This window comes from Streptomyces sp. CB01580, from assembly GCF_001905795.1.
Classification (GTDB): Bacteria; Actinomycetota; Actinomycetes; order Streptomycetales; family Streptomycetaceae; genus Streptomyces.
In genome coordinates this window covers 159740-186449 of the sequence record NZ_LIXJ01000020.1, presented here as the reverse complement: position 1 = coordinate 186449, position 26710 = coordinate 159740, and the positions used below count along the sequence as shown (strand labels likewise).

Annotated in this window: 23 protein-coding genes; 13 read left to right on the top strand and 10 right to left on the bottom strand. The window is 71.7% G+C overall.

The annotated features are described in order from the left end of the window. Positions 1–43: 43 nt before the first annotated feature. From lspA to AMK22_RS25910, 4 genes are all read left to right on the top strand, one after another. The gene (gene lspA / locus AMK22_RS25925) at positions 44–634 is read left to right on the top strand and encodes a signal peptidase II (RefSeq protein WP_073788803.1); all 591 of its coding nucleotides are present in this window, start codon (positions 44–46) and stop codon (positions 632–634) included. A 100-nt stretch (positions 635–734) separates the two neighbouring features. Further along, positions 735–1676 (top strand): RluA family pseudouridine synthase, encoded by a 942-nt coding sequence (locus tag AMK22_RS25920; RefSeq protein ID WP_073788951.1) that lies wholly within the window; start codon positions 735–737, stop codon positions 1674–1676. Positions 1677–1830: 154 nt separating this feature from the next. After that, entirely contained in the window at positions 1831–3417 is a 1587-nt protein-coding gene (locus AMK22_RS25915) for a Na+/H+ antiporter (protein ID WP_073788801.1), read from the top strand. Between the two features lie 171 nt (positions 3418–3588). Beyond that, the gene (locus tag AMK22_RS25910) at positions 3589–4158 is read left to right on the top strand and encodes a dienelactone hydrolase family protein (protein WP_073788799.1); all 570 of its coding nucleotides are present in this window, start codon (positions 3589–3591) and stop codon (positions 4156–4158) included. Between the two features lie 96 nt (positions 4159–4254). Here the strand turns inward: AMK22_RS25910 and AMK22_RS25905 are convergent, their stop codons facing one another. From AMK22_RS25905 to AMK22_RS25885, 5 genes are all read right to left on the bottom strand, one after another. Beyond that, complete coding sequence (locus AMK22_RS25905; RefSeq protein WP_073788797.1) at positions 4255–5232, bottom strand: zinc metalloprotease; 978 nt, start codon at positions 5230–5232, stop codon at positions 4255–4257. 316 nt (positions 5233–5548) lie between these two features. Continuing rightward, positions 5549–7213, bottom strand: a complete 1665-nt coding sequence (locus AMK22_RS25900; protein WP_073788795.1) for an alkaline phosphatase D family protein — start codon at positions 7211–7213, stop codon at positions 5549–5551. Between the two features lie 146 nt (positions 7214–7359). Continuing rightward, positions 7360–8175, bottom strand: a complete 816-nt coding sequence (locus tag AMK22_RS25895) for a DsbA family protein (protein WP_073788793.1) — start codon at positions 8173–8175, stop codon at positions 7360–7362. Between the two features lie 41 nt (positions 8176–8216). Further along, positions 8217–8936 carry a hypothetical protein gene (locus AMK22_RS25890; RefSeq protein WP_073788950.1) on the bottom strand — a complete coding sequence of 240 codons (720 nt, stop codon included), beginning with the start codon at positions 8934–8936 and terminating at the stop codon, positions 8217–8219. Positions 8937–9003: 67 nt separating this feature from the next. After that, positions 9004–10329, bottom strand: coding sequence for a DUF2252 domain-containing protein (locus tag AMK22_RS25885; RefSeq protein ID WP_073788791.1), 1326 nt, complete (start codon positions 10327–10329; stop codon positions 9004–9006). Positions 10330–10571: 242 nt separating this feature from the next. Between AMK22_RS25885 and dnaE the strand changes: the two genes are divergently transcribed. Continuing rightward, the gene (gene dnaE / locus AMK22_RS25880; RefSeq protein ID WP_073788789.1) at positions 10572–14111 is read left to right on the top strand and encodes a DNA polymerase III subunit alpha; all 3540 of its coding nucleotides are present in this window, start codon (positions 10572–10574) and stop codon (positions 14109–14111) included. Positions 14112–14307: 196 nt separating this feature from the next. On the opposite strand, the gene AMK22_RS40195 is transcribed toward dnaE, so the two are convergent. Beyond that, positions 14308–14484, bottom strand: a complete 177-nt coding sequence (locus tag AMK22_RS40195) for a hypothetical protein (protein WP_199883316.1) — start codon at positions 14482–14484, stop codon at positions 14308–14310. A 234-nt stretch (positions 14485–14718) separates the two neighbouring features. Between AMK22_RS40195 and AMK22_RS25875 the strand changes: the two genes are divergently transcribed. The 4 genes from AMK22_RS25875 to AMK22_RS25860 all read left to right on the top strand — a co-directional run bounded on the left by AMK22_RS25875 (position 14719) and on the right by AMK22_RS25860 (position 18914). Next, positions 14719–15993: an NYN domain-containing protein gene (locus AMK22_RS25875; RefSeq protein WP_073788787.1), complete on the top strand. Its 1275-nt coding sequence runs from the start codon at positions 14719–14721 to the stop codon at positions 15991–15993. A 207-nt stretch (positions 15994–16200) separates the two neighbouring features. Further along, entirely contained in the window at positions 16201–17175 is a 975-nt protein-coding gene (locus AMK22_RS25870) for an ABC transporter ATP-binding protein (RefSeq protein WP_073788785.1), read from the top strand. Positions 17176–17287: 112 nt separating this feature from the next. After that, entirely contained in the window at positions 17288–18139 is an 852-nt protein-coding gene (locus tag AMK22_RS25865) for an ABC transporter permease (protein ID WP_073788783.1), read from the top strand. Positions 18140–18173: 34 nt separating this feature from the next. Further along, the gene (locus tag AMK22_RS25860; protein ID WP_073788781.1) at positions 18174–18914 is read left to right on the top strand and encodes an ABC transporter permease; all 741 of its coding nucleotides are present in this window, start codon (positions 18174–18176) and stop codon (positions 18912–18914) included. A gap of 46 nt (positions 18915–18960) precedes the next feature. On the opposite strand, the gene ybaK is transcribed toward AMK22_RS25860, so the two are convergent. The 4 genes from ybaK to AMK22_RS25840 all read right to left on the bottom strand — a co-directional run bounded on the left by ybaK (position 18961) and on the right by AMK22_RS25840 (position 23268). Continuing rightward, positions 18961–19464: a Cys-tRNA(Pro) deacylase gene (gene ybaK / locus AMK22_RS25855; protein ID WP_073788779.1), complete on the bottom strand. Its 504-nt coding sequence runs from the start codon at positions 19462–19464 to the stop codon at positions 18961–18963. 86 nt (positions 19465–19550) lie between these two features. Then, positions 19551–20294 carry an LON peptidase substrate-binding domain-containing protein gene (locus AMK22_RS25850; protein ID WP_073788777.1) on the bottom strand — a complete coding sequence of 248 codons (744 nt, stop codon included), beginning with the start codon at positions 20292–20294 and terminating at the stop codon, positions 19551–19553. A gap of 5 nt (positions 20295–20299) precedes the next feature. Next, complete coding sequence (locus AMK22_RS25845; protein WP_073788776.1) at positions 20300–21337, bottom strand: hypothetical protein; 1038 nt, start codon at positions 21335–21337, stop codon at positions 20300–20302. A 329-nt stretch (positions 21338–21666) separates the two neighbouring features. Further along, positions 21667–23268, bottom strand: coding sequence for an oxidoreductase (locus AMK22_RS25840; protein WP_073788775.1), 1602 nt, complete (start codon positions 23266–23268; stop codon positions 21667–21669). A gap of 179 nt (positions 23269–23447) precedes the next feature. On the opposite strand from AMK22_RS25840, the gene hisD reads away from it, so the two are divergent. The 4 genes from hisD to AMK22_RS40190 are packed head-to-tail and all read left to right on the top strand — an operon-like array spanning position 23448 to position 26708. Further along, the gene (hisD, locus tag AMK22_RS25835) at positions 23448–24770 is read left to right on the top strand and encodes a histidinol dehydrogenase (protein ID WP_073788774.1); all 1323 of its coding nucleotides are present in this window, start codon (positions 23448–23450) and stop codon (positions 24768–24770) included. Continuing rightward, complete coding sequence (locus tag AMK22_RS25830) at positions 24767–25945, top strand: histidinol-phosphate transaminase (RefSeq protein ID WP_242434133.1); 1179 nt, start codon at positions 24767–24769, stop codon at positions 25943–25945. Before hisD ends, AMK22_RS25830 begins: the two co-directional genes overlap by 4 nt. Continuing rightward, positions 25942–26544 (top strand): imidazoleglycerol-phosphate dehydratase HisB, encoded by a 603-nt coding sequence (hisB, locus tag AMK22_RS25825; protein WP_073788772.1) that lies wholly within the window; start codon positions 25942–25944, stop codon positions 26542–26544. Before AMK22_RS25830 ends, hisB begins: the two co-directional genes overlap by 4 nt. Beyond that, positions 26541–26708 (top strand): hypothetical protein, encoded by a 168-nt coding sequence (locus tag AMK22_RS40190; protein ID WP_199883315.1) that lies wholly within the window; start codon positions 26541–26543, stop codon positions 26706–26708. Before hisB ends, AMK22_RS40190 begins: the two co-directional genes overlap by 4 nt. Positions 26709–26710: the final 2 nt, after the last annotated feature.

Below are 26710 nucleotides of genomic sequence, written 5' to 3'. Positions count from 1 at the left end.
CGTACCCTCGTCCTCAGTCAGGAACCTAGGTTGAGGGACTCACGTGGCAGAGGCGGAGCGCATCATCGGTACGCCGGACATCCCCGACGCTGAGGGGACCGAGGGGGAGGGGACCGGGAACCCGGCCGAGGAGACGCCCCGGGCCGGCGGCAAGCGGAAGATCGCGGTGCTCTTCTGCGTGGCCGCCTTCGCCTATCTGCTGGACCTGGTCAGCAAGCTGCTGGTGGTCGCGAAGCTGGAGCACCACCAGCCGATCGAGGTCATCGGTGACTGGCTGAAGTTCGAGGTGATCCGCAACTCGGGCGCCGCGTTCAGCTTCGGCGAGGCGTACACGATCGTCTTCACCGTCATCGCGGCGACCGTGGTCGTGGTGATCGCCCGGCTGGCCCGCAAGCTCTACAGCCTGCCGTGGGCCATCGCGCTCGGTCTGCTGCTCGGCGGGGCGTTCGGCAACCTGACCGACCGCCTCTTCCGTACCCCCGGAGTCTTCGAGGGCGCGGTGGTGGACTTCATCTCCGTCGAGCACTTCGCCGTCTTCAACCTCGCCGACTCCGCGATCGTCTGCGGCGGCATCCTGATCGTGCTTCTCTCCTTCCGCGGCCTGGACCCGGACGGGACCGTGCACCAGGACTGACAGCGCACGGAACCGGGCGGCGCCGGACGGACGGGGCCGTGCGCGAGGACCGGGCGGGACCGTGCACGAGGACCGGCCGCCGCAAGGCATACTCGATCGGGTGAGTACGTATCCCGAGGTCCGCACCCTGCCCGTACCGGACGGCCTGGAGGGCGAGCGCGTCGACGCCGCCATCTCCAGGATGTTCGGTTTCTCCCGCACCAAGGCCGCCGATCTGGCCGCCGCCGGAAAGGTGCAGGTGGACGGTGCGGTGGTCGGGAAGTCCGAGCGGGTGCGGGGCGGTGCCTGGCTCGAGGTGGAGATGCCGCAGGCGCCCGCGCCGGTGCAGGTCGTCGCCGAGCCCGTCGAGGGCATGGAGATCGTGCACGACGACGACGACATCGTGGTCATCGTGAAGCCGGTCGGGGTCGCCGCCCACCCGAGCCCCGGCTGGACCGGTACGACGGTGATCGGCGGGCTGGCCGCGGCCGGGTACCGGATCTCGACGTCCGGCGCGGCCGAGCGCCAGGGCATCGTCCACCGCCTCGATGTCGGCACCTCCGGCCTGATGGTCGTGGCCAAGTCGGAGCGGGCCTACACCCTGCTGAAGGCGCAGTTCCGTGACCGGGTCGTCGAGAAGAAGTACCACGCGCTGGTGCAGGGCCACCCGGACCCGATGAGCGGCACCATCGACGCCCCCATCGGGCGCCACCCCAACCACGACTACAAGTGGGCCGTCACCGCCGACGGCAAGCCCTCCGTGACGCACTACGACCTCATCGAGGCGTACCGGGCCGCCAGTCTCCTCGACATCAAGCTGGAGACCGGCCGCACGCACCAGATCCGGGTGCACATGTCGGCCCACCGCCACCCCTGCGTCGGGGACCTCACCTACGGCGCCGACCCGACGATGGCCAAGCGCCTCGGACTGACGCGGCAGTGGCTGCACGCCGTCCGGCTCGGTTTCGAGCACCCGTCCGACGGCAGCTGGGTGGAGTTCTCCAGCGACTACCCGGACGACCTCCGGCGGGCCCTGGACAAGATCGTGGCCGAGAGCCGGTGAGGGCCGGTGCTCCGTGGGCCGCGGCCCACGGAGCGGGGTGCCCGCAGGGGTGAGAAGGGGGGTGTTGTCCGGGTAGCGACCGGTACGTGGCAGGCTTGAGGTCCCAGACCGCCCGGCCACGACGGCCGGTCCGTCGCGCTCCGGAAGGCACCTCGTGGACCAAATGGCACTGCTCCTCCTGCTGTTGCTCGGAGCCGTGGTCACGGTCCCACTGGGGGAGCGGCTCGGGCTGCCCGCGCCGGTGCTGATGACGCTCGCCGGGGTCGGCATGGCGTTCCTCAGCTTCGTGCCGAACGTGAACATCCCGCCGGAGATCATCCTGCCGGCGGTCCTGCCGCCGTTGCTCTACGCCTCCGTGCAGCGCACCTCCTGGCGGCAGTTCGCCGCCAACAAGCGGCCGATCTTCCTGCTGGCCGTGGCGCTGGTCTTCGTCACCACGGCCGCCGTCGCCGCCGTGGCCAACGCGATAGTCCCCGGGCTGCCCCTCGCCGCCGCCGTGGCCCTCGGCGCGCTCGTCGCCCCGCCCGACCCGGTCGCCGCGACGGCCGTCGCGGGCTCGGTCGGTCTGCCGCGCAGGCTCGTCTCCATCCTGGAGGGCGAGGGGCTGTTCAACGACGTGACCGCGATCGTCCTGTACCACGTGGCGATCGCCGCCGCGGTGAGCGGCACCTTCTCGTTCCCCGAGGCGTTCGGGCAGCTGATCCTGTCCGCGGTCGTCGCCGTGGTGGTGGGGCTGGCGCTCGGCTGGCTCACCATCAAGCTCATGGGCCTGCTCGGCGATGCCACCCTCCAGGTCGGACTCACCCTGCTGGTGCCGTTCGTGAGCTACGTGCTCGCGGAGGAGCTGATGGGGTCGGGCGTCCTGGCCGTGCTCACCACCGCACTCTTCCTCGCGGAGCACACCGCCGACGCCGACGACGTGCTCGGCAGGCTCACCGGCCGTTCCTTCTGGGAGATCGTCGACACCCTCGTGACCGGGGTCGCCTTCGGGCTGATCGGCCTCGAACTCCACAACGTCTTCGGCACGTCGGACGGTCGCGAGCTCCAGATGCTCGGCTGGGGCCTGGCGGTCGTCGCGGTCGTCGTCGGCGTACGGCTGCTCTACCTGCTGCCCGCGACCTGGCTCGCCAAGCGGCTGCACACGCGGCGCGACGTCAGCGAGGAGATCCCCACCAGCTGGCGGGAGACCGTCGTCATGTGGTGGTCCGGAATGCGCGGGGTCGCCTCGGTGGCCCTGGCGCTCGCGATCCCGCTGAAGACGGACGACGGGCAGCCCTTCCCGGGACGCGAGGAGATCATCTTCATCGCCTTCGCCGTGATCATGGCCACGCTCGTGGTCCAGGGGCTCACCCTGCCGTGGCTGGTCCGCAAGCTGCACGTCAAGGCCGACACGGCGGCCGAGGAGGCGCTGGAGAAGGATCTCGCGATCCGTGCCGCCAAGGCCGCGAAGCAGCGGCTCAGGGAGATCCAGGAGGACGAGGAGTTCCCGGAGGAGGTCGCCGAGCGGTTGCAGCGGCTGGCGTACGACATGGGGGCCCGGATCAGCCCCGACATGGTCGACGAGGAACGCCGCGAGGCGTACGCGCAGCGCGCCGAGCGCTTCAGGGCGGTCAACCGTGTCCAGCGCGAGATGATGTCCGCCGCGCGGCACGCGGTGCTGTCCGCCCGCAACGAGGCGGGCAACGACCCGGAGGTGGTCGACCGGGTGCTGAGACAGCTGGACGTGCGCAGCCTGCGGTGACGCCCGCGGCGCCGGACCGGAGCGGCGGCGGTTTGGTACGTGCGGTGCGCGGCGGTGCCCGGGAGCGCTGTTCCGGCGATCGGGGATGCCGGGTCGGGCCGTTCCGGCGGGCACCCCGCGGCCGGGCCCCCGTGCGACGCGAGGCACGGCCGCAACTGGCACCATGGCCCCATGGACATCATGCTTTTCCACTCGGTGTACGGTCTGCGCCCCGCGGTGCACGCGGCGGCGGCCCGGCTGCGCGCCGCCGGGCACGAGGTGCACGTGCCCGATCTCTTCGAGGGACGCACCTTCGACACCGTCGAGGAAGGCTTGGCGTTCAAGGAGGAGCTGGGCAAGGACGAACTGCTGCGGCGGGCCGTGCTGGCCGCCGCGCCCCACTCCGACCGGGGCCTGGTGTACGCCGGTTTCTCCCTGGGGGCGGCCACCGCGCAGACGCTGGCGCTCGGTGACGAGAAGGCCCGCGGCCTGTTGCTGTTCCACGGCACCTCGGACATCGCCGAGAACGCCTCCGTGGACGAGCTGCCCGTACAGCTGCACGTCGCCGATCCCGACCCGTTCGAGACGCACGACTGGCTGAACTCCTGGTATCTGCGGATGCAGCGGACCGGTGCCGATGTCGAGGTCTACCGCTACCCGGGCGCGGGGCACCTCTTCACCGACCACGAACTGCCCGACCACGACGCGGCGTCGGCCGAACTGGCCTGGAAGGTCGCGCTCGGGTTCCTCGCCACCCTGTGACCGCGCGGGAGGGCCGACCCCGCCGGGAGGGCGCCCGCGCGAGGGGCCCGGCGCGGTGCGCGGGCCCCTCGGCGGACACTCGGCGAACGGGGCGGGTCAGGCGCGGTAGGCGATCCAGCTGTCGCTCATCCGCTGCACCTGGCCCGGGGTGAACTGGTACATGCAGGAGTCGTACGAGTAGTCCATGAAGTTGTGGACCGGGTCCAGACCCGGGCTGGTGCAGGTGTCGCGTCCGGTCGGGCAGCCGGAGGCGGCGCTCTTCTCGGCGGGGGTGTCGGAGACGTAGTCGCCGTTGCCGGTGCAGCCGCCCTGGAACGTGTGGTAGAGCCCCAGCCAGTGGCCGACCTCGTGGGTGGCGGTGTCGCCCTCGTTGTAGTTGGTGGCCGAGCCGCCGGGCAGCGAGGAGTTCAGGATGACGACGCCGTCGTCGGACGGATTGGACTTGTACGAGCTGGGGAAGGTCGCCCAGCCGAGCAGCCCGCCGCCGAGGTTGGCGGTGTAGACGTTGAGGGCGTTGGCGCCGCCCTTGCGCAGCGCGGACTTCATCGACTTCTCGGCGGAGGAGCCCGGCGAGACGCCGTACCAGGAGCTGTTGTCCGTGTAGTCCGTGCCGGCCAGCGTGAACCGGAAGCCGGAGTCGGTGTTGCCGGTGCCCTGGCCGCTGTAGGCGGCGTTCAGGACGTTCATCTGGTTGTTGACGGCGGTCGCGCTCAGCTTGCCGGTCGTCCCGGAGTGTATGACGTGGAAGTACACCGGGATCGTGGCGCCCGCGGCGAGCGCGGAGCCGCTGACCCGGCGGTCCGCGAGTCTCTGCCGCAGCTGCGTCTCCATGGCCTTGGCCTGGGCGGCGGACAGCTCGTTGGGGTCGTGGGCGTTCGTGGTCTTCTCGGGGTGCGCCCTGCGCGCCGTGGCGTCGGTGGCCGTGCCGTCCGCGCACTCCTGGGCGGACGCGGCGGTCGCGGAGGAGGCGGAGGTGGTGGACACCTTCGCGGAGGCGGAGCCGGGGGCGGCGAAGAGCGGTGCCAGGGCCAGGGTTCCGGCCAGGACGGCGGTGCCGAACGCGCGGTTGCGCATACGCGGCGAAATACGGGCAAGAGCCTGCACGGGGTCTCCTCGCGGATATGTGGAGGAGGCACTTCCTCCTCGCCGCCAGGGAGATTACGTGGGCATGTCAGGTCGGCAGCAGAGATGATCAAGCCGCATCGGCCGAGGGGCGAACCGGTCGGAACGGGGAGGAAAGAATCCTCGTGTTCCAGGGTTTGAGACGCGGACGCGACGTCACGCGTTACTCCGGCGGGCGGTGTGTCCCCATTGGTGCGTGGAGGCACACCACCCGCCGTAGCGATGCAACACCTCGTCAACACGAGTCCGGGTGGCTGAAAATGAACCCTCAACGCACCGGCTGGTTCACCCGTTCGACCTTCTGCGTTCCGCTCAGCGTCCGGTACGAACGCGCCCAGGACGAGGTCGCGTCCCGCTTCGAACGGTCGGACACGACGTAGTAGTCCATCTGCGAGCGCTCCGCGGTCACGTCCAGGACGCCGTAGCCGTGCGAGTCCATGTCCACCCACTTCACATGGCGGTTGGCGGCCTTCACCGCCGTGCTCGCGACCGCCGAGAGGGTCCCCGGCGCCACGTGCAGGGTGTCGTCCAGGTTGTCCGAGGTCACCGACGTCACCACGAACTCGGTGGCCGCCGAGGCCGAGAGCGGGTACGTGGCCGCCTTCACCGGCACGTCGTTGGCCCAGGCCATGTGGATGTCGCCGGTGAGGAACACCGTGTTGGTGATCGACCGGTCCCGCAGATGCGTGATCAGTTCCTTGCGGTCGCTGGTGTAGCCGTCCCACTGGTCGACGTTGACGGCGAGCCCCTCCTTCGGCAGCCCCAGCAGCTCGGCCAGCGGCTCCAGCAGGTGCGCGGGCAGCGCGCCGAACGCGACCGGCGAGATCATCACCGACGTCCCGACCAGCTTCCATGCGGCGTCCGAACCGGCCAGGCCCGCCTTCAGCCAGTCCAGCTGCGCCCGGCCGGTGATCGTGCGTGCCGGGTCGTCGACCGAGCCGTTGCCGACCGTCGACTGCTGCGAGCGGAAGGTGCGCAGATCCAGGAGATGGAGGTCGGCCAGGTCGCCGAAGCGCAGCCGCCGGTAGACGGTGCCCTCGGTGGCGGGGCGGACCGGCATCCACTCGAAGTACGCCTGCCTGGCGCCCGCGGCACGGTCGGCCCAGGAGCCCTCCGTGTCCGGCGTGTGGTTCTCGGCCCCGCCCGACCAGGTGTCGTTGGCGATCTCGTGGTTGTCCCAGATCGCGATCACCGGGTGGGTGGCGTGCAGGGTCTGGAGGTCGGCGTCCGTCTTGTAGTGACCGTGCCGGGTGCGGTAGTCGGCGAGGGTGAGGATCTCGTGCCGGGGCTCGTGCGGCCGTACGACGTACTTCGCGGCCGGGTAGACACCCGACGCGTACTCGTAGATGTAGTCGCCCAGGTGCAGTACCGCGTCGAGGTCGGTGCGGGCCGCGAGGTGCCGGTACGGGGAGAAGAAACCGGCCTCCCAGTTGGCGCACGAGACCACGCCGAAGCGCAGACCGCCGACGGTGGCCCCGGCGGCGGGCGCGGTGCGGGTGCGGCCGGTGGGCGAGAGGACCGCCGAGCCGTCGCCCGCCGAGAAGCGGAACCAGTACGTGGTGGCCGGGCGCAGCCCGCGTATGTCGGCCTTGACGGTGTGGTCGGAGGCGGCCCGCGCGACGGTGGAGCCGCGGGAGACGATCCGCGAGAAGCCCTTGTCCTCGGCGACCTCCCAGCTCACCGTCGTGTCGGCACCGCGGCCGGAACCGGGCGCGGCGTCGGGCGTGGGGGTGACGCGGGTCCACAGGAGGATGCCGTCGGGGAGCGGGTCGCCGGAGGCGACGCCGTGCAGGAAGGCGGGCCCGTCGGCGGCGCGCGCGGCGCCGGCGGAGCCGAGTACGGGGAGTGCGACGGCGGCGGCGGTGGCGGCGGCCTTGACGACCGTGCGGCGACTGGGGGCGGCCGGCTGCGGCGGAAGGTGTCGAGAGGTCATGCGCCGGGACCTTACTGACCGGTAAGCCCAACGGGCAGGCGAACGGAGGAAGTTCGCCTGCCCGTTGCTGAACAGTCGTCAGGAATCGGCCATACGGTGGGAGCCGTTCCGCCCGGAACGCGCGGCTCCGGTGCGGCGGGCGGGTCTCAGCCCTTCAGCGCGGCGTCGACCGCGGTGTTGAACTCCTCCACCGTCATCGGGGCGTTCTCGCTGCCCGCGCCGGTGATCAGCTTGCCGTCCATCTTCAGCGTGGGGGTGCCCCTCACGCCGCTCTTGTCGAACGTCTGGGACATCTTCATCGCCCAGGCGTCGAACGTGCCGTCCTCGACGTTCTTCTGGAACTCCTTGTTGCCCTTCAGGGCGTCGACCGTGTTCGCGATCTCGATCAGGTAGGAGTCCTTCTTGAACTTGTCGTCGTTCTCCTCCGGGTGGTACTTCGCGGAGTAGAGCGCGAACTTGTAGTCGAGGAAGGCCTCCGGGCTGACGTCGAGCGCCGCGCCGAGCGCGCTGAGCGCGTTCTTCGAGCCCTCGCCGTTGGTGGCGTCGTCGAGGAACGTGGCACCGACGTACTTGATCTTGTACTTGCCGGCGTCGACGTCCTTGTGCACCGTCTCGCCGATGGTCTGCTCGAACGTGCCGCAGATCGGGCAGCGCGCGTCCTCGTACACTTCCAGCGTCTTCTTGGCGGTCGACTTGCCGATCACGACGGTCGTGCCGTTCTCGCCCGAGGTGTTCTTCGGCGCCGTGACCTTCTTCTCGTCCTTGGCCGCCTCCCAGTGGGACGGCTTGTTCATCTCCATGACACCCCAGCCGACGCCGCCGGCGATCGCCAGCACCGCGACGATCGAGAGGCCGACGACCACCTGCCGACGGGTCTTGTCCCGCTTCGCCTGCCGCTCGCGCTCGGCGCGCAGACGCTCGCGGGCCGCCGCCTTGTTGGCCTGGTTGTTGCGCTTGCTCATGTTGTTCTCTCCGTGGTGTGAGGTCTTGGGGACGTACGTGCTCAGGCGATGGCGCGGGCCGAGCGCGGTGGTCCCCTCCGTCCCACGGAGTGCACGAGCACACGGGCGTGCAGGAGCGGGTGCGGGCCGTGCCCGGCGGGGCGCACCTTGAGGCGTACGGTCCGGCAGGCCGCACCCACCACGGCGACCGCTATCAGCAGCGGCCGGAACGCCAGGGCGGCGGCCGCCCCCAGCAGGGAGACCAGTGCGGACTCGCCGCGCCGGAGCCAGGCCGCGGCGAGCAGCCCGACCGACACATGGGCGGCGAGCAGCAGCCACGGCACCGCGGGGCCGGGGGAGGCCAGCAGCGCGGCCGCCGTGTGCCCGGCGCCGGTCACCGAGGCGAGCGGGGCGCCGATGTCACCGGCCGGTGACGCGCCGGCGCCGATGTCGCCGCCGCACAGCACGTCCACCCCGACCGAGCGCAGCGGCCCCGCGATCGGGCCGCCCGCCGCGCCGTAACAGAGGTGCTGACCGGTGGTGAAGAAGGTGTCGGCGGCCAGCTCCAGCGGGACCAGCAGCCCGGCGATGGCCCAGAAGCCGCGCTCCCGGCCTGCCAGCGCGAACGCCACGGCGAAGACTGCCCCGGCCAGCAGGGCCACGGCGGTCAGCGGCAGCGGCACCCGGGAGAGCAGCACATGGGACGCGGTGGAGAGCGTCACGACGAGCGCTGTGAAGAGCGCCGCGCGAACGACTCTGAGGTGCGTCCCGGATATGTCCATCGTCGAGGAGTGTCCCATGCGAATCTGTGAGGCCGAAGAGGTGGGCGGCCTACGGCTTGCGAAGCGCCTACAGCCCCGGAATGCGACCGTTGCGGAAGAGGTCCACGAAGATCTGGTGGTCGGCGCGGGCCCGCGAGCCGTACGCGTGGGCGAAGTCCACCAGCAGCCCGGCGAAGCCCTCCTCGTCCGCCGCGATCGCCGCGTCGATCGCCCGCTCCGTGGAGAACGGCACCAGTGAGTGCCCGCTCTCGTCGTCCGCCGCGGAGTGCATCGTCGCCGTCGCCCGGCCCAGATCGGCGACGACTGCCGCGATCTCCTCCGGCTCGTCGATGCCCGACCAGTCCAGGTCCACCGCGTACGGCGACACCTCGGCCACCAGCTGCCCGGCGCCGTCCAGCTCCGTCCAGCCCAGCCACGGGTCGGCGTGCGCCTGGAGGGCGCGCTGCGAGATGACCGTGCGATGGCCCTCGTGGTGGAAGTACCCCCGCACGGCCGGGTCGGTGATGTGCCGGGAGACCGCCGGGGTCTGCGCCTGCTTGAGATAGATCACCACATCGTTCTCCAGGGCGTCGCTGTTGCCCTCCAGCAGGATGTTGTACGACGGCAGCCCGGCCGAACCGATACCGATGCCGCGACGGCCCACGACGTCCTTCACCCGGTACGAGTCGGGGCGGGTCAGGCTCGACTCCGGGAGCGTCTCCAGATACTCGTCGAACGCGGCCAGCACCTTGTAGCGCGTCGCCGCGTCCAGGTCGATCGCGCCGCCGCCCGCCGCGAACCGGCGCTCGAAGTCCCGGATCTCCGTCATCGAGTCCAGCAGCGAGAACCGCGTCTGCGACCGCGCGTCGCGCAGCGCGGCCAGCAGCGGGCCCTCGGCCGTGTCCAGTGTGAACGGCGGCAGCTCGTCGGTCTTCGCGCCCGTCGCCAGGGCGTGGATCCGCTCCCGGTAGGCCGCCGCGTAGATCCGGACCAGCTCCGTGATCTGGTCGTCGCTCAGCGCCTTCGCGTAGCCGATCAGCGCGACCGAGGCGGCGAACCGCTTCAGGTCCCAGGTGAACGGCCCGACGTACGCCTCGTCGAAGTCGTTCACGTTGAAGACCAGCCGGCCGTTGGCGTCCATGTACGTGCCGAAGTTCTCCGCGTGCAGATCGCCGTGGATCCACACCCGGCCGGTCCGCTCGTCCAGATACGGTCCGCCGTTCCGCTCCCGCTCCAGGTCCCGGTAGAACAGGCACGCCGTCCCCCGGTAGAAGGCGAACGCCGACCCCGCCATCCTGCGGAACTTCACCCGGAAGGCGGCGGGGTCCGCCGCCAGCAGCTCGCCGAAAGCGGTGTCGAAGACCTCGAGAATCTGCTCCCCGCGCCGCGCCGCGCCGGTCTGCGGTTCCGACATCTCTGGGTGCCTCCTGGTGCCTGACGTGTCGGTGCCGGTCACGGCACCGGGACGAACGGGACGGTTTTCCCAGCACCTCCAACGCGCGACCGGGTCCGGGAGTGCCCGGCGTTTCCCCCTCCCGGAGACGTAGACTTCCACGCTGTCCCCACCCGTCACCCGCAGCCCGCCCGCCCGTCGCCCGACCGCCGCCCCTCATCGAGGCGCTACGCGCCGCGCCTGCACTTCGGAGGCCCACCGCCGTGAGCAAGCCGCCCTTCACGCACCTGCACGTCCACACCCAGTACTCGCTGCTGGACGGTGCCGCGCGGCTCAAGGACATGTTCGAGGCGTGCAACGAGATGGGCATGACGCACATCGCGATGACGGACCACGGCAACCTGCACGGGGCGTACGACTTCTTCCACTCGGCGAAGAAGGCGGGGGTGACGCCGATCATCGGGATCGAGGCGTACGTCGCCCCGGAGTCCCGCAAGCACAAGCGGAAGGTCCAGTGGGGCCAGCCGCACCAGAAGCGCGACGACGTCTCGGGTTCCGGTGGTTACACCCACAAGACGATCTGGGCGTCGAACAGCACGGGCCTGCACAACCTCTTCCGGCTGTCCTCGGACGCGTACGCCGAGGGCTGGCTGCAGAAGTGGCCGCGCATGGACAAGGAGACCATCGCCCAGTGGTCCGAGGGCCTCATCGCCTCCACCGGCTGCCCCTCCGGAGAGGTGCAGACCCGGCTGCGGCTGGGCCAGTTCGACGAGGCGCTCCAGGCGGCCTCCGACTACAAGGACATCTTCGGCGAGGGCAAGTACTTCCTGGAGCTGATGGACCACGGCATCGACATCGAGCACCGGGTCCGTGACGGGCTCCTGGAGATCGGCCGGAAGCTCGGCATCCCGCCGCTGGTGACCAACGACTCGCACTACACCTACGCGCACGAGGCCACCGCGCACGACGCGCTGCTGTGCATCCAGACCGGCAAGAACCTCTCCGACCCGGACCGCTTCCGCTTCGACGGCACCGGCTACTACCTCAAGACGACCGACGAGATGTACGCCGTCGACTCCTCCGACGCCTGGCAGGAGGGGTGCCGCAACACGCTGCTGGTCGCCGAGCAGATCGACACCACCGGCATGTTCGAGAAGCGCGACCTGATGCCGAAGTTCGAGATTCCGGAGGGCTTCACCGAGGTCACCTGGTTCCAGGAGGAGGTGCGGCGGGGCATGGCCCGCCGCTTCCCGGGCGGCGTCCCCGAGGACCGGCAGAAGCAGGCCGAGTACGAGATGGACGTCATCATCCAGATGGGGTTCCCGGGCTACTTCCTCGTGGTCGCCGACTTCATCATGTGGGCGAAGAACAACGGCATCGCGGTCGGCCCCGGCCGAGGCTCCGCGGCCGGCTCGATCGTGGCGTACGCCATGGGCATCACCGACCTCGACCCGATCGAGCACGGACTGATCTTCGAGCGGTTCCTCAACCCCGAGCGCGTCTCGATGCCCGACGTCGACATCGACTTCGACGAGCGTCGGCGCGTCGAGGTGATCAGGTACGTGACGGAGAAGTACGGCGCCGACAAGGTCGCCATGATCGGCACGTACGGCAAGATCAAGGCGAAGAACGCCATCAAGGACTCCGCGCGCGTCCTCGGCTACCCCTACGCGATGGGCGACCGGCTCACCAAGGCCATGCCCGCCGACGTCCTCGGCAAGGGCATCGATCTCGACGGCATCACCAACCCCAAGCACCCGCGCTACAGCGAGGCGGGCGAGATCCGGGGGATGTACGAGAACGAACCGGACGTGAAGAAGGTCATCGACACCGCGAAGGGTGTGGAGGGCCTGGTCCGGCAGATGGGCGTGCACGCCGCCGGCGTCATCATGTCCAGCGAGCCGATCGTCGACCACGCACCGGTCTGGGTGAGGCACACCGACGGCGTCACCATCACGCAGTGGGACTACCCGCAGTGCGAGTCGCTCGGCCTGCTGAAGATGGACTTCCTCGGCCTGCGCAACCTCACCATCATGGACGACGCCGTCAAGATGGTGGAGAGCAACAAGGGCGTCAAGCTGGACCTGCTCGGCCTCCCGCTGGACGACCCCAAGACGTACGAGATGCTCTGCCGCGGCGACACGCTCGGCGTGTTCCAGTTCGACGGCGGCCCGATGCGCTCCCTGCTGCGCCAGATGCAGCCCGACAACTTCGAGGACATCTCCGCCGTCTCGGCCCTGTACCGGCCGGGCCCGATGGGCATGAACTCGCACACGAACTACGCCGAGCGCAAGAACGGCCGCCAGGAGATCACCCCGATCCACCCGGAGCTGGAGGAGCCGCTCAAGGAGACCCTGGGCCTGACCTACGGCCTGATCGTCTACCAGGAGCAGGTGCAGAAGGCCGCCCAGATCGTCGCCGGTTACTCGCTCGGCGAGGCCGACATCCTGCGCCGTGTGATGGGCAAGAAGAAGCCCGAGGAGCTGGAGAAGAACTTCGTCCTCTTCCAGGCCGGCGCCAAGGAGAAGGGCTACTCCGACGCGGCGATCCAGGCGCTGTGGGACGTGCTGGTCCCGTTCGCCGGATACGCGTTCAACAAGGCGCACTCCTCCGCGTACGGCCTGGTCACGTACTGGACCGCGTACCTGAAGGCGAACTACCCCGCCGAATACATGGCGGCGCTGCTGACCTCGGTCAAGGACGACAAGGACAAGTCCGCGGTCTACCTCAACGAGTGCCGCCGCATGGGCATCAAGGTGCTGCCGCCCAATGTGAACGAGTCCCTGTCGAACTTCGCGGCCCAGGGCGACGACGTGATCCTCTTCGGCCTGACGGCCGTGCGCAACGTGGGCCAGAACGTGGTCGACTCGATCATCCGGTGCCGCAAGGCGAAGGGGAAGTACAGCACCTTCCCGGACTTCCTGGACAAGGTCGAGGCCGTGGTCTGCAACAAGCGGACCGTCGAGTCGCTGATCAAGGCCGGGGCCTTCGACGAGATGGGGCACACCCGCAAGGGCCTGGTCGCCCACCACGAACCGATGATCGACAACGTGGTGCAGGTCAAGCGGAAGGAGGCCGAGGGCCAGTTCGACCTCTTCGGAGGCATGGGCGACGAGGACAGCGACGAGCCGGGCTTCGGGCTCGACGTGGAGTTCTCCGATGTCGAGTGGGAGAAGTCCTACCTGCTGGCGCAGGAGCGCGAGATGCTGGGCCTCTACGTCTCCGACCACCCGCTCTTCGGCCTGGAGCACGTGCTGTCCGACAAGGCCGACGCCTCGATCTCCCAGCTGACCGGCGGGGAGCACGCGGACGGCGCCATCGTCACCGTCGGCGGCATCATCTCCGGCCTCCAGCGCAAGATGACCAAGCAGGGCAACGCCTGGGCGATCGCCACCGTCGAGGACCTGGCCGGCTCCATCGAGTGCATGTTCTTCCCGGCCACCTACCAGCTGGTGTCCACCCAGCTGGTCGAGGACACCATCGTGTTCGTCAAGGGCCGCCTCGACAAGCGCGAGGACGTGCCCCGGCTGGTCGCGATGGAGATGCAGGTCCCCGACGTCTCGGCGGCGGGCACCAACGCCCCCGTGATCCTGACCATCCCCACCGTCAAGGTCACCCCGCCCATGGTCAGCCGCCTCGGCGAGGTGCTCAGCAACCACCGGGGCGACACCGAGGTGCGGATCAGGCTCCAGGGCCCCCGCAAGACCACGGTGCTCCGGCTCGACCGGCACCGGGTGAAGCCCGACCCGGCGCTCTACGGCGACCTGAAGGTGCTGCTCGGACCGTCCTGCCTGGCCGGCTGAACAACCGGTCCCGCGACGGCGGGACTCGCGCACCGGGACACACGCCTCGGGCACGCGCACACCGGGAGACATTGCCGGGGCGTGCGCGCACGGAAGGCGGGTGTGCACGTGAGGAGCACACAGGGGCGCCCCCGCACATGGCGGGGGCGCCCCTGTCGGTCCCGCGGCCTGTCACCGGACGACCGGACATTATCGGTCAGTTGTGGCCGAAGCGGCGCTGGTGCTTACGGGCGGCATCGGAAGGGCTGCCCTGGGCCTGCGACTGCTGTATCTGCGACTCGTACGAGGTCTGCTTGGCCTCTTCCGCGCCCTGCTGGGGTGCGGACGTGCGGTTCTGCCGGCTGCTCTGCTTGCGGTTCTTGTTCTTGGCCATGGTGTTCCTCCTGGGGGACTCTCGGGGCCAGGACCGCGTCCAGGCTCACATAATGGGATGAACCGTGCATGTTGGATCATTACCGTGCGTTATGACGATGTGGCCAGGGTGTACAATTCGCGCCTTCCCGGGTTCGCCACGCCGATGATCGAGTTCCGGCCGTTTACCCCCGCGCATTCGGGCAGACTCGAAGGAAACTCTTCGCAAAGACCACACCCGAACTCCCGGAAGAGGGTGGAACGCGTGGACCGTTGCGTCGTCCTGGTGGACGCCGGCTACCTGCTGGGTGCGGCCGCGAGCCTGCTGGCCGGGGAACCTGCCCGTTCCCGCATCACCGTCGACCACGCGGCTCTCATCCGAGGGCTGCGCGAGCTGGCGGAGGCCGATACGCGGCAGCCGTTGCTGCGGATCTACTGGTTCGACGGCGCCCCCGACCGGGTGCCGCAGCCCGAGCACCGCAGACTGCGCGTGATGCCCCGGGTGACCGTCCGGCTCGGCGCCCTGACCCGCAGCGACGGGCGCTGGGCACAGAAGGGCGTCGACGCCGCGATGCACGCGGAGCTCACCGAACTGGCCAGGAACCGGGCCTGTTCCGACGTGGTGCTGGTGACCGGCGACGGGGACCTGCTGCCGGGCCTGATGTCGGCGAAGGAACACGGCGTCGCCGTCCATCTGTGGGCCGTGCAGGCCGCCGACGGCGACTACAACCAGTCCGAGGACCTGGTCGCCGAGGCCGACGAACGCCGGGTGCTCGACCGGACCTGGATCACCCAGGCCGTACGGGCCAAGGAGACCGGCGGCGTCTGCGCCCCACCGCCCGCACCCGGTCCGGAGATCGCCGCGATCCTCTCCGCGCCGCTCCCGGAGGCGGCCCTCGCGGCGTCCGCCGAGCGGGCGTCGGAGGCGCGGGTGGCGGCCGAGGCCGACGGGAGCGCCCCGCAGCCCGAGGAGGACGGCGCCGCCGAGCGGCCCGGCCCCGGGGGAAGGGGCGTGCCCACCCCGAAGGACCTGGCGGGCAGCCTGCGCGGGCCCGGCACCCAGCCCTCCGCCCCTTCCGCGTCGGCGGGCGCCACGCTGCGCTGGTCCTCCGACAAGGGCTGGATCGAGCGCGGCGGACCGCTCGGCGAACCCGCCGACACCGCGTCCCTCCCCACGCTGGCCCAGCTCACCAGCGCCGAGCAGCGCTGGGCGGACCGGGAGGAGGACATCACCACCGTCGGCGGCGACCCCTTCGAGGTGGGCCAGGTCTTCGCCCGCCGCTGGATGGAGCGGCTGTCCGACCACACCCATCTGCAGAAGCTGTCGACGATGTACCCGCGCGTCCCGCACCGCATCGACGGCGAACTGCTGCGCTACGCGGCACGCTTCGGCCTGCTCGCCCACAAGGACGACCAGATCGACGAGCACGACCGCTATGCCATCCGTGCGGGATTCTGGCGGGAGATCGACGTACGCGCGGCGGCGGGGCGCACCCCGGTGCCGGAGCGCACGGGTTCTTCCGGGGACTGACGGCGTCCGGGGCGCCCGGTCCGGGACCGGACGCGCCCCGTCCGCGCGCCCGGAGGCGCACCGGGCGCGCGGACGGACGAAGCGGCCGGTGGGAGCGGTGCCTACGTCGGCCGGGCCCGGCCCCGGGCGTGATCCGGGTCGCGCGACCCCGTACTCTCGTACCTCGTGAGTACGGGCACGGCACAGGCGCAGACGCGGACCGGGACCGTGTGCGCGGTGCGTGACCTGGTCAAGACCTACCCCGCCGCACGCGGCCGTCGCGGCGCACCGGCCACACCGGAGGTCCGCGCCACCGACGGCATCAGCCTGGACGTGCGGCGCGGCGAGATCTTCGGACTGCTCGGCCCCAACGGTGCCGGGAAGTCCACCCTGGTACGGCAGCTCACCGGGCTGATGCGGCCCGACTCCGGCAGCGTCACCGTGCTGGGCCACGATCTGGTGCGCCACCCCGAACGGGCCTCCCGGCTGATCGGCTACCTCGGGCAGGAGTCCACCGCCCTCGACGAGCTGACCGTGTCGCTCGCCGCCGAGACCACCGGCCGGCTGCGCGGTCTCGCGGTGGCCGAGGCCCGGGCCGAGCGCGACGACGTGCTCGACGAACTGGGCCTCACCGGCATCGCCGGACGCCCCCTGAAGAAGCTCTCCGGGGGACAGCGGCGGCTCGCCTGCTTCGCCGCCGCGCTGGTCGGCGAGCGGCCCGTGCTCGTCCTGGACGAACCGACCACCGGAATGGACCCGGTCGCGCGCCGCGCGGTGTGGGCCGCCGTGGACCGGCGCCGGGCCGAGCGCGGCACGACCGTCCTGCTGGTCACTCACAACGTCATCGAGGCCGAGACGGTCCTCGACCGGGTCGCGGTGATCGAGCACGGCCGCGTCATCGCCTGCGACACGCCGAACGGACTCAAGGAGCGCGTCGCCGGTGAGGTCCGGGTGGAGCTGGTGTGGCGCGAGCGGGCGCCGCTGGACGTCCCCGAGGTGGCCGCGTTGCGCGGTTCGGCGCAGGAGTCCGGGCGGCGCTGGGTGCTGCGGCTCGGGCCCGACGAGGCACGGGCCGCGGTCGCCGCGGTGACCGGCGGCGCGGCGTTCGCCGCGCTCGACGACTTCACCCTGGCGACGCCCAGCCTGGAGGACGTCTATCTCGCGCTCGGCGGGGACGTGCGCAAGGGGCTGGTGAAGTCGTGACCGGGGCGACCGGTACGGGCGGGACGGCGGGGGCGGCCGAGGTGTCGCGGGTGGCAGGGGCGGCCGGGTGCGCGCGCGTGGCCGGGCGGCGAGTGGACAGGAGCAGCGCCAGGTGACGAGCATCGTTCCCGCGCAGGCGGTGGCCGGACCGGTCGGTCCCGCCACCGACGTCCGGGCCGACGGCGGCGACGGCCACGACGGGGCGGCCCCCGTGCCGCTCGCGCCGCGGGCCCGGCTGTTCCCCTCGCTCGCGGCCGTGTACCGCGCCCAGCTGTCCCGGGCCCGGGTGGCCCGTATTCCGCTGCTGTTCGTCGCGACGTTCCAGTCCGTCGGGATCATGGTGCTGATGCGCGGGGTCGTCGACGGCGGCTCCGAGGCACGGGCGGTCGTCGCCGGTTCCAGCGTCCTCGTGGTGGCGTTCGTCGCGCTCAACCTGCTCGCCCAGTACTTCGGGCAGCTGCGGGCCGGGGGCGGACTCGACCACTACGCCACCCTGCCGGTGCCGCCCGCCGCCGTGGTGCTGGGCGCGGCAGGGGCGTACGCCTCCTTCACCGTGCCCGGCACGATCGTCACGGCGGTCGCGGGGAGCGTGCTGTTCGGGCTTCCGCTGACGCATCTGTGGGTGCTCGTCGCCGTCATCCCGCTGTCCGGGGCGGCGCTCTCCGGGCTCGGCGCCGCGCTGGGGCTGCTCGCGCCCCGGCAGGAGCTGGCCACGCTGCTCGGGCAGCTCGGCATGTCGGCGGCGCTGCTGCTCGGCGTCCTGCCGGCCGACCGGCTGCCCACCCCGGTCGACTGGGCGCGCGATCTGCTGCCGTCGACGTACGGGGTCGAGGCGCTCGCACGGTCCTTCGACGCCCATCCGGACTGGGCGGCCGTCGTCCTGGACCTCGCGGTCTGCGCGGTCGTCGGCGTCCTCTCGCTGGCCGCGGCCACCTGGGCGTACCGCAGGGCGGCGGTCCGATGAGGCGGTGCGCGGGGATGCCTGGCACGATGGCACGGTGACCGCACCTCTGACGCCGCCTCACCGGCCCTCGTCCGACAACCCCTGGCAGACCCCGCAGCACTGGGACGGTCCCGGGAAGGCGGGCCCCGGATCCCGGCCGGCTGCGGAGGGGGAGGGGGACCCCGGACCGGAACTGCTGCGCGCGGTGGCCGTCGCCCTGCTGGTGACCGTGGCCGGTGCCGGGCTCGGGCTCCTGTGGGTGTGGCTCGCGCCGAGGGTTCCGCTGATCTCGGACGGCACGGCCGTCTTCCTCCAGGACAGCGAGGGCGAGGAGGCGATCGGCGCCGACGGCACGTTCGTGCTGCTGGCCCTGGGTTTCGGGGCCCTGACCGCCGCGCTGGTCTTCTGGTTCCGGCGCCGCGGCGGTGTCGCCACGGTGGTGGCGCTCGCGGTGGGCGGGGTGCTCGGATCGCTGCTCGCCTGGCGGCTCGGCGAGTGGCTCGGGCCGGACCAGGACGTGGTCGCCCACGCGCGGGCGGTCGGCAAGGGCGTGGTCTTCGACGCGCCGCTCCAGCTGAGGACGGCGGTCGCGGCATGGCTGGCCTGGCCGGTGACGGCGATGGTGGTGCACCTCGCGCTGACGGCGCTGTTCGGGCCGAGGGACCCGGAGCCGGAGTGGGGCACCTTCCCGGGGTGGGCGGCCGGCGGCCCGGTCCCGGGCGCGGGACACGGGGCCGCAGGGCCGGGGACGGCCCCCGGCGGGAGTGTCCCGCCGGTTCCGCCGACCGGCTCGTAGGCACGGACGAGGGGTGAGGGAGCGCCCGCCCGGGTGCAGGCAGGTGCTACCCGCGGCCGATCTCCGCGAACACCGCCCCCGTCAGCGACGCCAGATCGTCGGGGGACAGCTCTACTTCGAGCCCGCGGCGGCCCGCCGACACACAGATCGTCCCGTGCGCGCGGGCCGACGCGTCCAGCACCGTGCGCAGCCGCTTGCGCTGGCCCAGCGGCGAGATGCCGCCCCGCACGTAACCGGTGGTGCGTTCCGCCGCGGCCGGGTCGGCCATCGAGGCCCGCTTGCCGCCCACGGCGGAGGCCAGCGCCTTGAGGTCGAGGGTGCCGGCCACCGGGACGACCGCCACGGTGAGGGTGCCGTCCACGTCGGCGACCAGGGTCTTGAAGACTCGGTCGGGGGAGACGCCCAGGGCCTCGGCGGCCTCCTCGCCGTACGAGGCCGACGCCGGATCGTGGTCGTAGGAGTGGACGGTGAAAGCCGCACCGGCCGCGGTCAGCGCGACCGTCGCCGGAGTGCCGCCGGACTGTTGCTGCTTCTTCGGCTTCTTCGCCACGGTGAGGATTCCTCGGGTGGTCGGTTCGTCGGTCGGAGCGATCCGGTTCGTCGGCCGGAGGTGCTCGGGCCCCGGTGGTCCGTCGGTCAGTTGGGGTGGGTCGGGGCGCGCGTCAGCTCCACGGCGGGCAGCGACGGGAGATGCCGTATGACGGCGGTCTCGGCGCGCAGCATCTTCAGCTCCTCGCGCAGCCTGGTCGCGGTGTCGGCGGCCTGGAGCAGCCGCTGCTTCGCCGGGACGTCCAGCACGGCCGCGGCGGCGACGAGGTAGGAGACGACCGAGGGGTCGTCGGGCAACTCCGCCCCCGTCGTCAGGGAACGTCGGCTCGCCCCGGCCAGGCGCTTCTGGTAGCCGCGGAAGGCCCGCAGCACGCCCTCGGCGAGCGCGCCCGCCTCCTCGCCCGGTTCCTCGTCCAGTTCGCGGAGCTCCGCCGTCAGGTAGGGGCCGCTCGCGTCGACGGAGAGCAGCTCGACGCGGGTGGTGCCGGTCGCGAGGACCTCGAAGGTGCCGTCCGGCCGTTCCCGGATCTTCGCCGCGTCGGCGATGCAGCCCACCGGGTGGAAGGCCCGGATCGGGTCGGGACCGAAGCCGTCGGCGGGGCCGCGCCCGGCGGAGTCGTGTGCCTCCCCCGGCATTCCGGTGGCCGTCGGGGCGACCTCGTGGCCGTCCCGGATCGCGACCACCGCGAAACGGCGGGGTTCGTCCTCGTCGGTCCGGAGCAGTTCGCGCATCATGGCGCGATATCGCTCCTCGAAGACGTTCAGCGGCAGCACGAGGCCCGGGAAAAGCACCGCGTTCAGCGGGAACAGGGGCAGGCGAGCGGTGGTCACAGCGGTCAAGCGTAATGGCCGCGCGGACGGCCCCTGCGGGCCCGCCCCGGCAGGGGCCCCGTACCGGGCGTCCGGGACCGTGCCTCCTCCCGCGCTTCGAGGAACCGTCCCAGCGGGTCCTCGGAGACCGACGCCCACGGGAACGACGTCGCGTGGGGCCCGATCCGCCGGAACTGTTCCAGCGCCGCGTCCCACCGGCCCCGGGCCACCAGCACGTACGCCAGCAGGTTGCGGACCTCGGCGGGCCAGGGGTCGCCCGGCGCGAACGAGGCGGACAAGGCCGCCGCCAGGTCCGCCGCCGCGTCGACCCGTTCCTCCTGCACCGGGGTGGTCCGTCCCCCGGACCCCTCGACCAGCAGGGAGTACGCCGCGCGCAGGGGCAGCGCCCGCACCAGCGAGCCGGGCAACGAGTCCTCGGCGGCCCGCTCGGCGAAGTCGAAGCACTCGCGGTGCGAGCCGTACCAGGCGGCCGAGAGGTACCGCAGGGCCGCGACATGGCAGCCGTAATGGTGCGAGGAACGCCGGACCGCCTGCTCCCACAGCGCCTCGAACGCGGTGTGCGTGGCCCGGGTGCCGCGGGCGTGGTCGAGCGCGAGCCGCCACGGCACCGGGTCGCGCGGATCGCTCTGTGCCGCCGCGGTGATCAGCGGCATCACCTCGCGCAGCTGCTCGGCCCGTACGGGCGACTCCCAGGCCCTGCGGACCGCCAGCTCGGCCTTGACGAGCAGCGCGTCGGGATCGTGCGGGGCGGCGGCCAGCCACGCGGTCAGCCAGCCGTCACGACTGCGGGCGAACGTGACGAGCCGGCCGAGGTACCGGTCGCGGTTCTCCCACTCGGCGCCGTCCCGGGTGGCGGCGAGGAGCTCCGCGGCCGGTTCGTACGTCCCGGCGGCGGCGGCGACGAGCGCGGGGGAGAGCCGTTCGTCGGGAGCGTCGAGCAGCACCGCGCCGTCCGCTGTCGGCCCGGCGGACTCCTGCGGGGAGCGCCGGGCCGTGCGCGTGGCACGGAGCAGGGAACGAAGGAGTGACATGGTGCAGACCATTGAAAAGCGCTGGTCGGGACGGCGCCAGTGGGGTGCTGTGAAGCTTTGGTGCCGAGTGAACGGGTTGTACCGGGCAAGGGCAATAAAAAAGCAAAGGAACGCGGGGCCGGGCGGTCGGTCCACGGCGAGGGGCGCTGCACGGCGGCCCGGCCCCGCGGGCGCCTCAGGGCCTGTCGGGTGACCTCTGGCCGGGCGGCCACGCCCTGGCACGCACGCTTCCGGCGTTGCCGGGATGTCCTGGTAGCGGCGCTACCAGGACATCCCGGCGCCTTGGAATCGCACGCACCACGTCGCGTCCGCTTTCCGGCCGAAGGTCACCCGACAGGCTCTCAGCCGCGGCGCAGCAGCCGGGAGGCGCCCGCCGCGACCGTCGTGGCCAGGATCCAGCCCAGCAGGATCAGCGCGGCCGACCCCCACTGCCAGCCGTCCTTCATCCGCCAGTAGCCGTCCTGGCCGAGGTTGATCACCGGTATCAGCAGGTCGAGCGCGTACAGCGCGGGGTTCCACTCCGGATGTTCGTCCTCCTTGATCGGCGCCGGGGCGTGCCGCGAGAAGGCCAGCGTCCCCGCCGCCCACAGCACCGCCATCCACACCGCGGCCCGCCCCGGCCGGTAGCCGTACGCCACCGTCCAGTCCTGGAGGAACCCCCAGAGCTTCGCGGCGAGCGGCAGCGTCTCGCGCCGCCGCCGCTGCTTGGCCAGCAGCACCTCGCGGGCGTCGGCGTCCTCCCCGCAGTTCCGCAGCACCGTCGCCAGGCGTTCGTACGGCTCCGGCACGTACTCCGGGGTCGCGGCGGCCACCCACTCCAGGCGCCGGGCGAGCGGGAAGTGCCCGTAGGGGACGAGGTTCTCGTACACGAAGCCGCCCATCGCCAGACCGCCGGGTCCCGGCCAGCTGGTCGACACGTCGATCAGCGTGGCCACCCGCGCGCCGTTCAGCACGACCCGGCCCTCCTCCGGCCGCTCCGCGTTGAACCGCAGCTCCGGGGTCACGATCCGGCGCAGCGACAGCTCCTCGTGCCGGGCCAGCACGAACCGCGCCTTGTGCAGGTCGACCGCGTCCCCGAACCGCCCGTCGTCCAGCCGCACCCCGCCCCGGCACTCGAAGGTCTGCGAACGCGTGCCGCGCGCCGGGGTCGGCGCCATGACGATGCCGTACGGGGGAGTGGTGCCCTGGATCCCGGTGTCGACGCTCACCCACGCCTCGCTCATGTACAGCGACCGCTCCACCGTCAGCTGGGGCGCGTTCAGCGCGCGCCGGCCCTCCCGGCCGCGCAGCCGGCTGCCGCGCAGACTGAGCGAACCGCCGACCTTCGCCCCGCGCAGGCTCAGCTCGCCGCGCGCCTCCACCAGCTCCGCCTGGAGGTCCTGGGCGACCGCGAGGCCGTCGGCGGCCAGGGCGCGCCCGTTGCGGTCGGGGCCGATCTCGATCTGGTTGATCAGCAGATCGGTGCCGATCTGTGCGTCGGTGAGCCGGATCCCGCGACGGACCCGGCAGCGCGGCAGATGCAGATCGCCCTCGGTCCGCAGCCGGGCCGCCTCCAGCCGGGGCATCGCGCAGCCGACGATCCGCAGTGTCGTGAAGTGGCACTCCGGGAACACCACCTCGTTCTCGAAGCGGCAGCCGGTCAGCTCGACGTACGGCGAGACACGCCCGCCCGCCAGATCCAGCGTGCCGGTGATCCGCACCCCGCGGAGCTTCAGCGCCGCGACCCGCCCGGGACGCGGCGGCGGCCCCGACAGCAGCAGCCGGGCCACGACACGCCCGTCCACACTCCGTTCCGGACCCCAGACGCACGGGGCGAACGGGTCGTCCCGCGCCGGGTCGCGGTCCCGCAGATCGTAGGTGCTGCCGTTCCGGAACGCCTGCCACATGCCCAGCTCCGCCGCGCTGAGACCATCCGGGAAATCGCCGTCGTGCGCTTCGGTCACGGGTGTACCCCCTTCCGCTCTCGGAGCTGTTCTTCCCTCTGCGTGACGACGTGAACGCTATGGGGCAGCGGTCACGGCCGGGACGCGTATCAGCCAGTGAAGCGGTGACGGCGGGGGGACACGTATCAGCCAGTGATACGGACACCGGGACGACGGGTGCGGTCTGCGAGAATTGCGGTGTGATCTCTCGAATCGATCTGCGCGGCGACGCCCTCCCCGAGGGCCGAGCACTGCGCGACCTGCTGCCCCGTGCCGAGTTCGACGTGGAAGCCGCCCTGGAGAAGGTGCGGCCCATCTGCGAGGACGTGCATCATCGGGGCGACGCGGCGCTGATCGAGTACGCGGAGAGGTTCGACGGCGTGCGCCTGGACCGGGTGCGCGTCCCCGCCGCCGCGCTCACCGAGGCGCTGGCCGGACTGGACCCGCTCGTCCGCGCGGCCCTGGAGGAGTCGATCGCGCGCGCCACCCTCGTCCACGCCGAGCAGCGCCGCGCCCCGCACCCCGTCCGGGTCGTGCCCGGGGGCACCGTCACCGAGAAGTGGGTCCCGGTCGAGCGGGTCGGGCTCTACGCGCCCGGCGGCCGGTCCGTCTACCCCTCCTCCGTGATCATGAACGCCGTGCCCGCGCAGCAGGCCGGCGTCGCCTCCGTCGCGCTCGCGTCCCCGCCGCAGAAGGAGTTCGGCGGCCTGCCGCACCCGACGATCCTCGCCGCCTGCGCCCTCCTCGGCATCGACGAGGTGTACGCGGCCGGCGGCGCCCAGGCCGTCGCGATGTTCGCGTACGGCACCGAGACCTGCGCGCCCGCCAACATGGTCACCGGCCCCGGCAACATCTGGGTCGCCGCCGCCAAGCGCTACTTCACGGGACGCATCGGCATCGACACCGAGGCCGGACCGACCGAGATCGCCGTCCTCGCCGACGACACCGCCGACCCGGTGCACGTCGCGTCCGACCTGATCAGCCAGGCCGAGCACGACCCGCTCGCGGCCGCCGTGCTCGTCACCGACTCCGAGGAACTCGCGAACGCGGTCGCCAAGGAACTGGAGCCGCAGGTCGCCGCCACCAAGCACGTCGAGGACCGGATCCTCCCCGCCCTGAGCGGCAGGCAGTCCGCGATCGTCCTGGTCGACGGCCTCGACGAGGGGCTGCGCGTGGTCGACGCGTACGGCGCCGAGCACCTGGAGATCCAGACCGCCGACGCCGCCGCCGTCGCCGAGCGCGTGAAGAACGCGGGCGCGATCTTCGTCGGCCCCTGGTCCCCGGTCTCGCTCGGCGACTACTGCGCGGGCTCCAACCACGTGCTGCCGACCGGTGGCTGCGCCTGTCACTCCTCCGGGCTCTCCGTGCAGTCCTTCCTGCGCGGCATCCACATCGTCGACTACACGCGCGGCGCCCTCGCCGACGTGGCGCACCACGTGGTCACGCTCGCCGAGGCCGAGGACCTGCCCGCCCACGGCGCGGCCGTCAAGGCCCGCTTCGGATGGAAGGTGCCGAACCGGTGAGCACTTCCTCCGAACGCCCCGTGCGCATCGACGACCTCCCCGTCCGGGACGAACTGCGCGGCAAGTCCCCCTACGGCGCGCCGCAGCTCGACGTGCCCGTACGGCTGAACACCAACGAGAACCCCTACCCGCTGCCCGAGGCGCTCGTCGACCGGATCGCCGAACGCGTCCGCGAGGCCGCCCGCGACCTCAACCGCTACCCCGACCGGGACGCCGTCGAACTGCGCACGCAGCTCGCCCGCTACCTCAGCCGCACCGCCGGGCACGAGGTCGGCCTCGCCAACGTCTGGGCCGCCAACGGCTCCAACGAGGTGCTCCAGCAGCTGCTCCAGACCTTCGGCGGCCCCGGCCGCACCGCGATCGGTTTCGAGCCCTCGTACTCCATGCACGCCCTCATCGCCCGCGGCACCGGCACCGGCTGGATCTCCGGTCCGCGCAACGAGGACTTCACCATCGACGTCGAGGCCGCCCGGAAGGCGATCGCCGAGCACCGGCCCGACATCGTCTTCATCACCTCGCCCAACAACCCCACCGGCACCGCCGTCGACGCGGAGACCGTCCTCGCCCTGTACGAGGCGGCCCAGGCGGCCGGGCCGTCGATGGTCGTCGTCGACGAGGCGTACGGCGAGTTCAGCCACCACCCCTCGCTGCTCCCGCTGATCGAGGGCCGTCCGCACCTGGTGCTCTCGCGCACCATGTCGAAGGCGTTCGGCGCCGCAGGGCTCCGCCTCGGCTACCTCGCCGCCGACCCGGCCGTCGTCGACGCGGTCCAGCTCGTGCGGCTGCCGTACCACCTGTCCTCCATCACCCAGGCCACCGCCCTCGCCGCCCTGGAGCACACCGATACGCTGCTCGGGTACGTCGCCCAGCTCAAGAGCGAGCGGGACCGGATCGTCGAGGAGCTGCGCGCCAAGGGCTTCGAGGTCGTCGAATCGGACGCGAACTTCGTCCAGTTCGGCCGCTTCGCCGACAGCCACACCGCCTGGCGTCGGATCCTCGACCGGGGCGTCCTGGTCAGGGACAACGGCGTACCGGGATGGCTGCGGGTCTCCGCGGGCACCCCGGCGGAGAACGACGCGTTCCTCGACGCGGTCGACGGACTGCTCGACGGACCCGCGGCCGACGCACCGACGGCATCGGTCGCACGTGAGATCAAGAAGGAGCACGACGCATGACCCGCGCGGCCCGCGTAGGCAGAGTGGAACGCACCACCAAGGAAACCTCGGTGCTCGTCGAGATAGACCTCGACGGCACCGGCTCGGTCGACGTGTCGACCGGCGTCGGCTTCTACGACCACATGCTCGACCAGCTCGGCAGGCACGGGCTGTTCGACCTCACGGTCAAGACCGACGGCGACCTGCACATCGACACCCACCACACCATCGAGGACACCGCCCTCGCGCTCGGCGCCGCGTTCAAGCAGGCCCTCGGCGACAAGACGGGCATCTACCGCTTCGGCAACTGCACCGTCCCACTGGACGAGTCGCTCGCCCAGGTCACCGTCGACCTCTCCGGACGCCCCTACCTGGTGCACACCGAGCCGGAGAACATGGCGCCCATGATCGGCACCTACGACACGACGATGACCCGGCACATCCTGGAGTCCTTCGTCGCCCAGGCGCAGATCGCCCTGCACGTCCACGTCCCGTACGGGCGCAACGCCCACCACATCGTGGAGTGCCAGTTCAAGGCGCTCGCCCGCGCCCTGCGCTACGCCAGCGAGCACGACCCCCGGGCCGCCGGGATCATCCCCTCCACGAAGGGCGCGCTGTGACCGGCCTCAACACCATATTGATCGTCGTCGGCCTGTTCCTGGCCGGCGGCGTCTACTCCTTCTCGAAGCAGAAGATGCCCAGGGGCGTCATCGTCCTGCTCGGGCTCGGGTCCGCGATGTGCCTGGTCGCGGGCGTCATGCGGATCCAGGGACTCTGGGACTGAGG

Bases quoted from the DNA above. Each gene is read 5' to 3' on its own strand.
- AMK22_RS25910 (WP_073788799.1), top strand. From the start codon at position 3,589: ATGGACATCATGCTTTTCCACTCGGTGTACGGTCTGCGCCCCGCGGTG.
- AMK22_RS25905 (WP_073788797.1), bottom strand. From the start codon at position 5,232: ATGCGCAACCGCGCGTTCGGCACCGCCGTCCTGGCCGGAACCCTGGCC.
- AMK22_RS25895 (WP_073788793.1), bottom strand. From the start codon at position 8,175: ATGAGCAAGCGCAACAACCAGGCCAACAAGGCGGCGGCCCGCGAGCGT.
- AMK22_RS25885 (WP_073788791.1), bottom strand. From the start codon at position 10,329: ATGTCGGAACCGCAGACCGGCGCGGCGCGGCGCGGGGAGCAGATTCTC.
- AMK22_RS40195 (WP_199883316.1), bottom strand. From the start codon at position 14,484: ATGGCCAAGAACAAGAACCGCAAGCAGAGCAGCCGGCAGAACCGCACG.
- AMK22_RS25890 (WP_073788950.1), bottom strand. From the start codon at position 8,936: ATGGACATATCCGGGACGCACCTCAGAGTCGTTCGCGCGGCGCTCTTC.
- hisB (WP_073788772.1), top strand. From the start codon at position 25,942: ATGACCCGCGCGGCCCGCGTAGGCAGAGTGGAACGCACCACCAAGGAA.
- AMK22_RS25900 (WP_073788795.1), bottom strand. From the start codon at position 7,213: ATGACCTCTCGACACCTTCCGCCGCAGCCGGCCGCCCCCAGTCGCCGC.
- AMK22_RS25845 (WP_073788776.1), bottom strand. From the start codon at position 21,337: ATGGTCTGCACCATGTCACTCCTTCGTTCCCTGCTCCGTGCCACGCGC.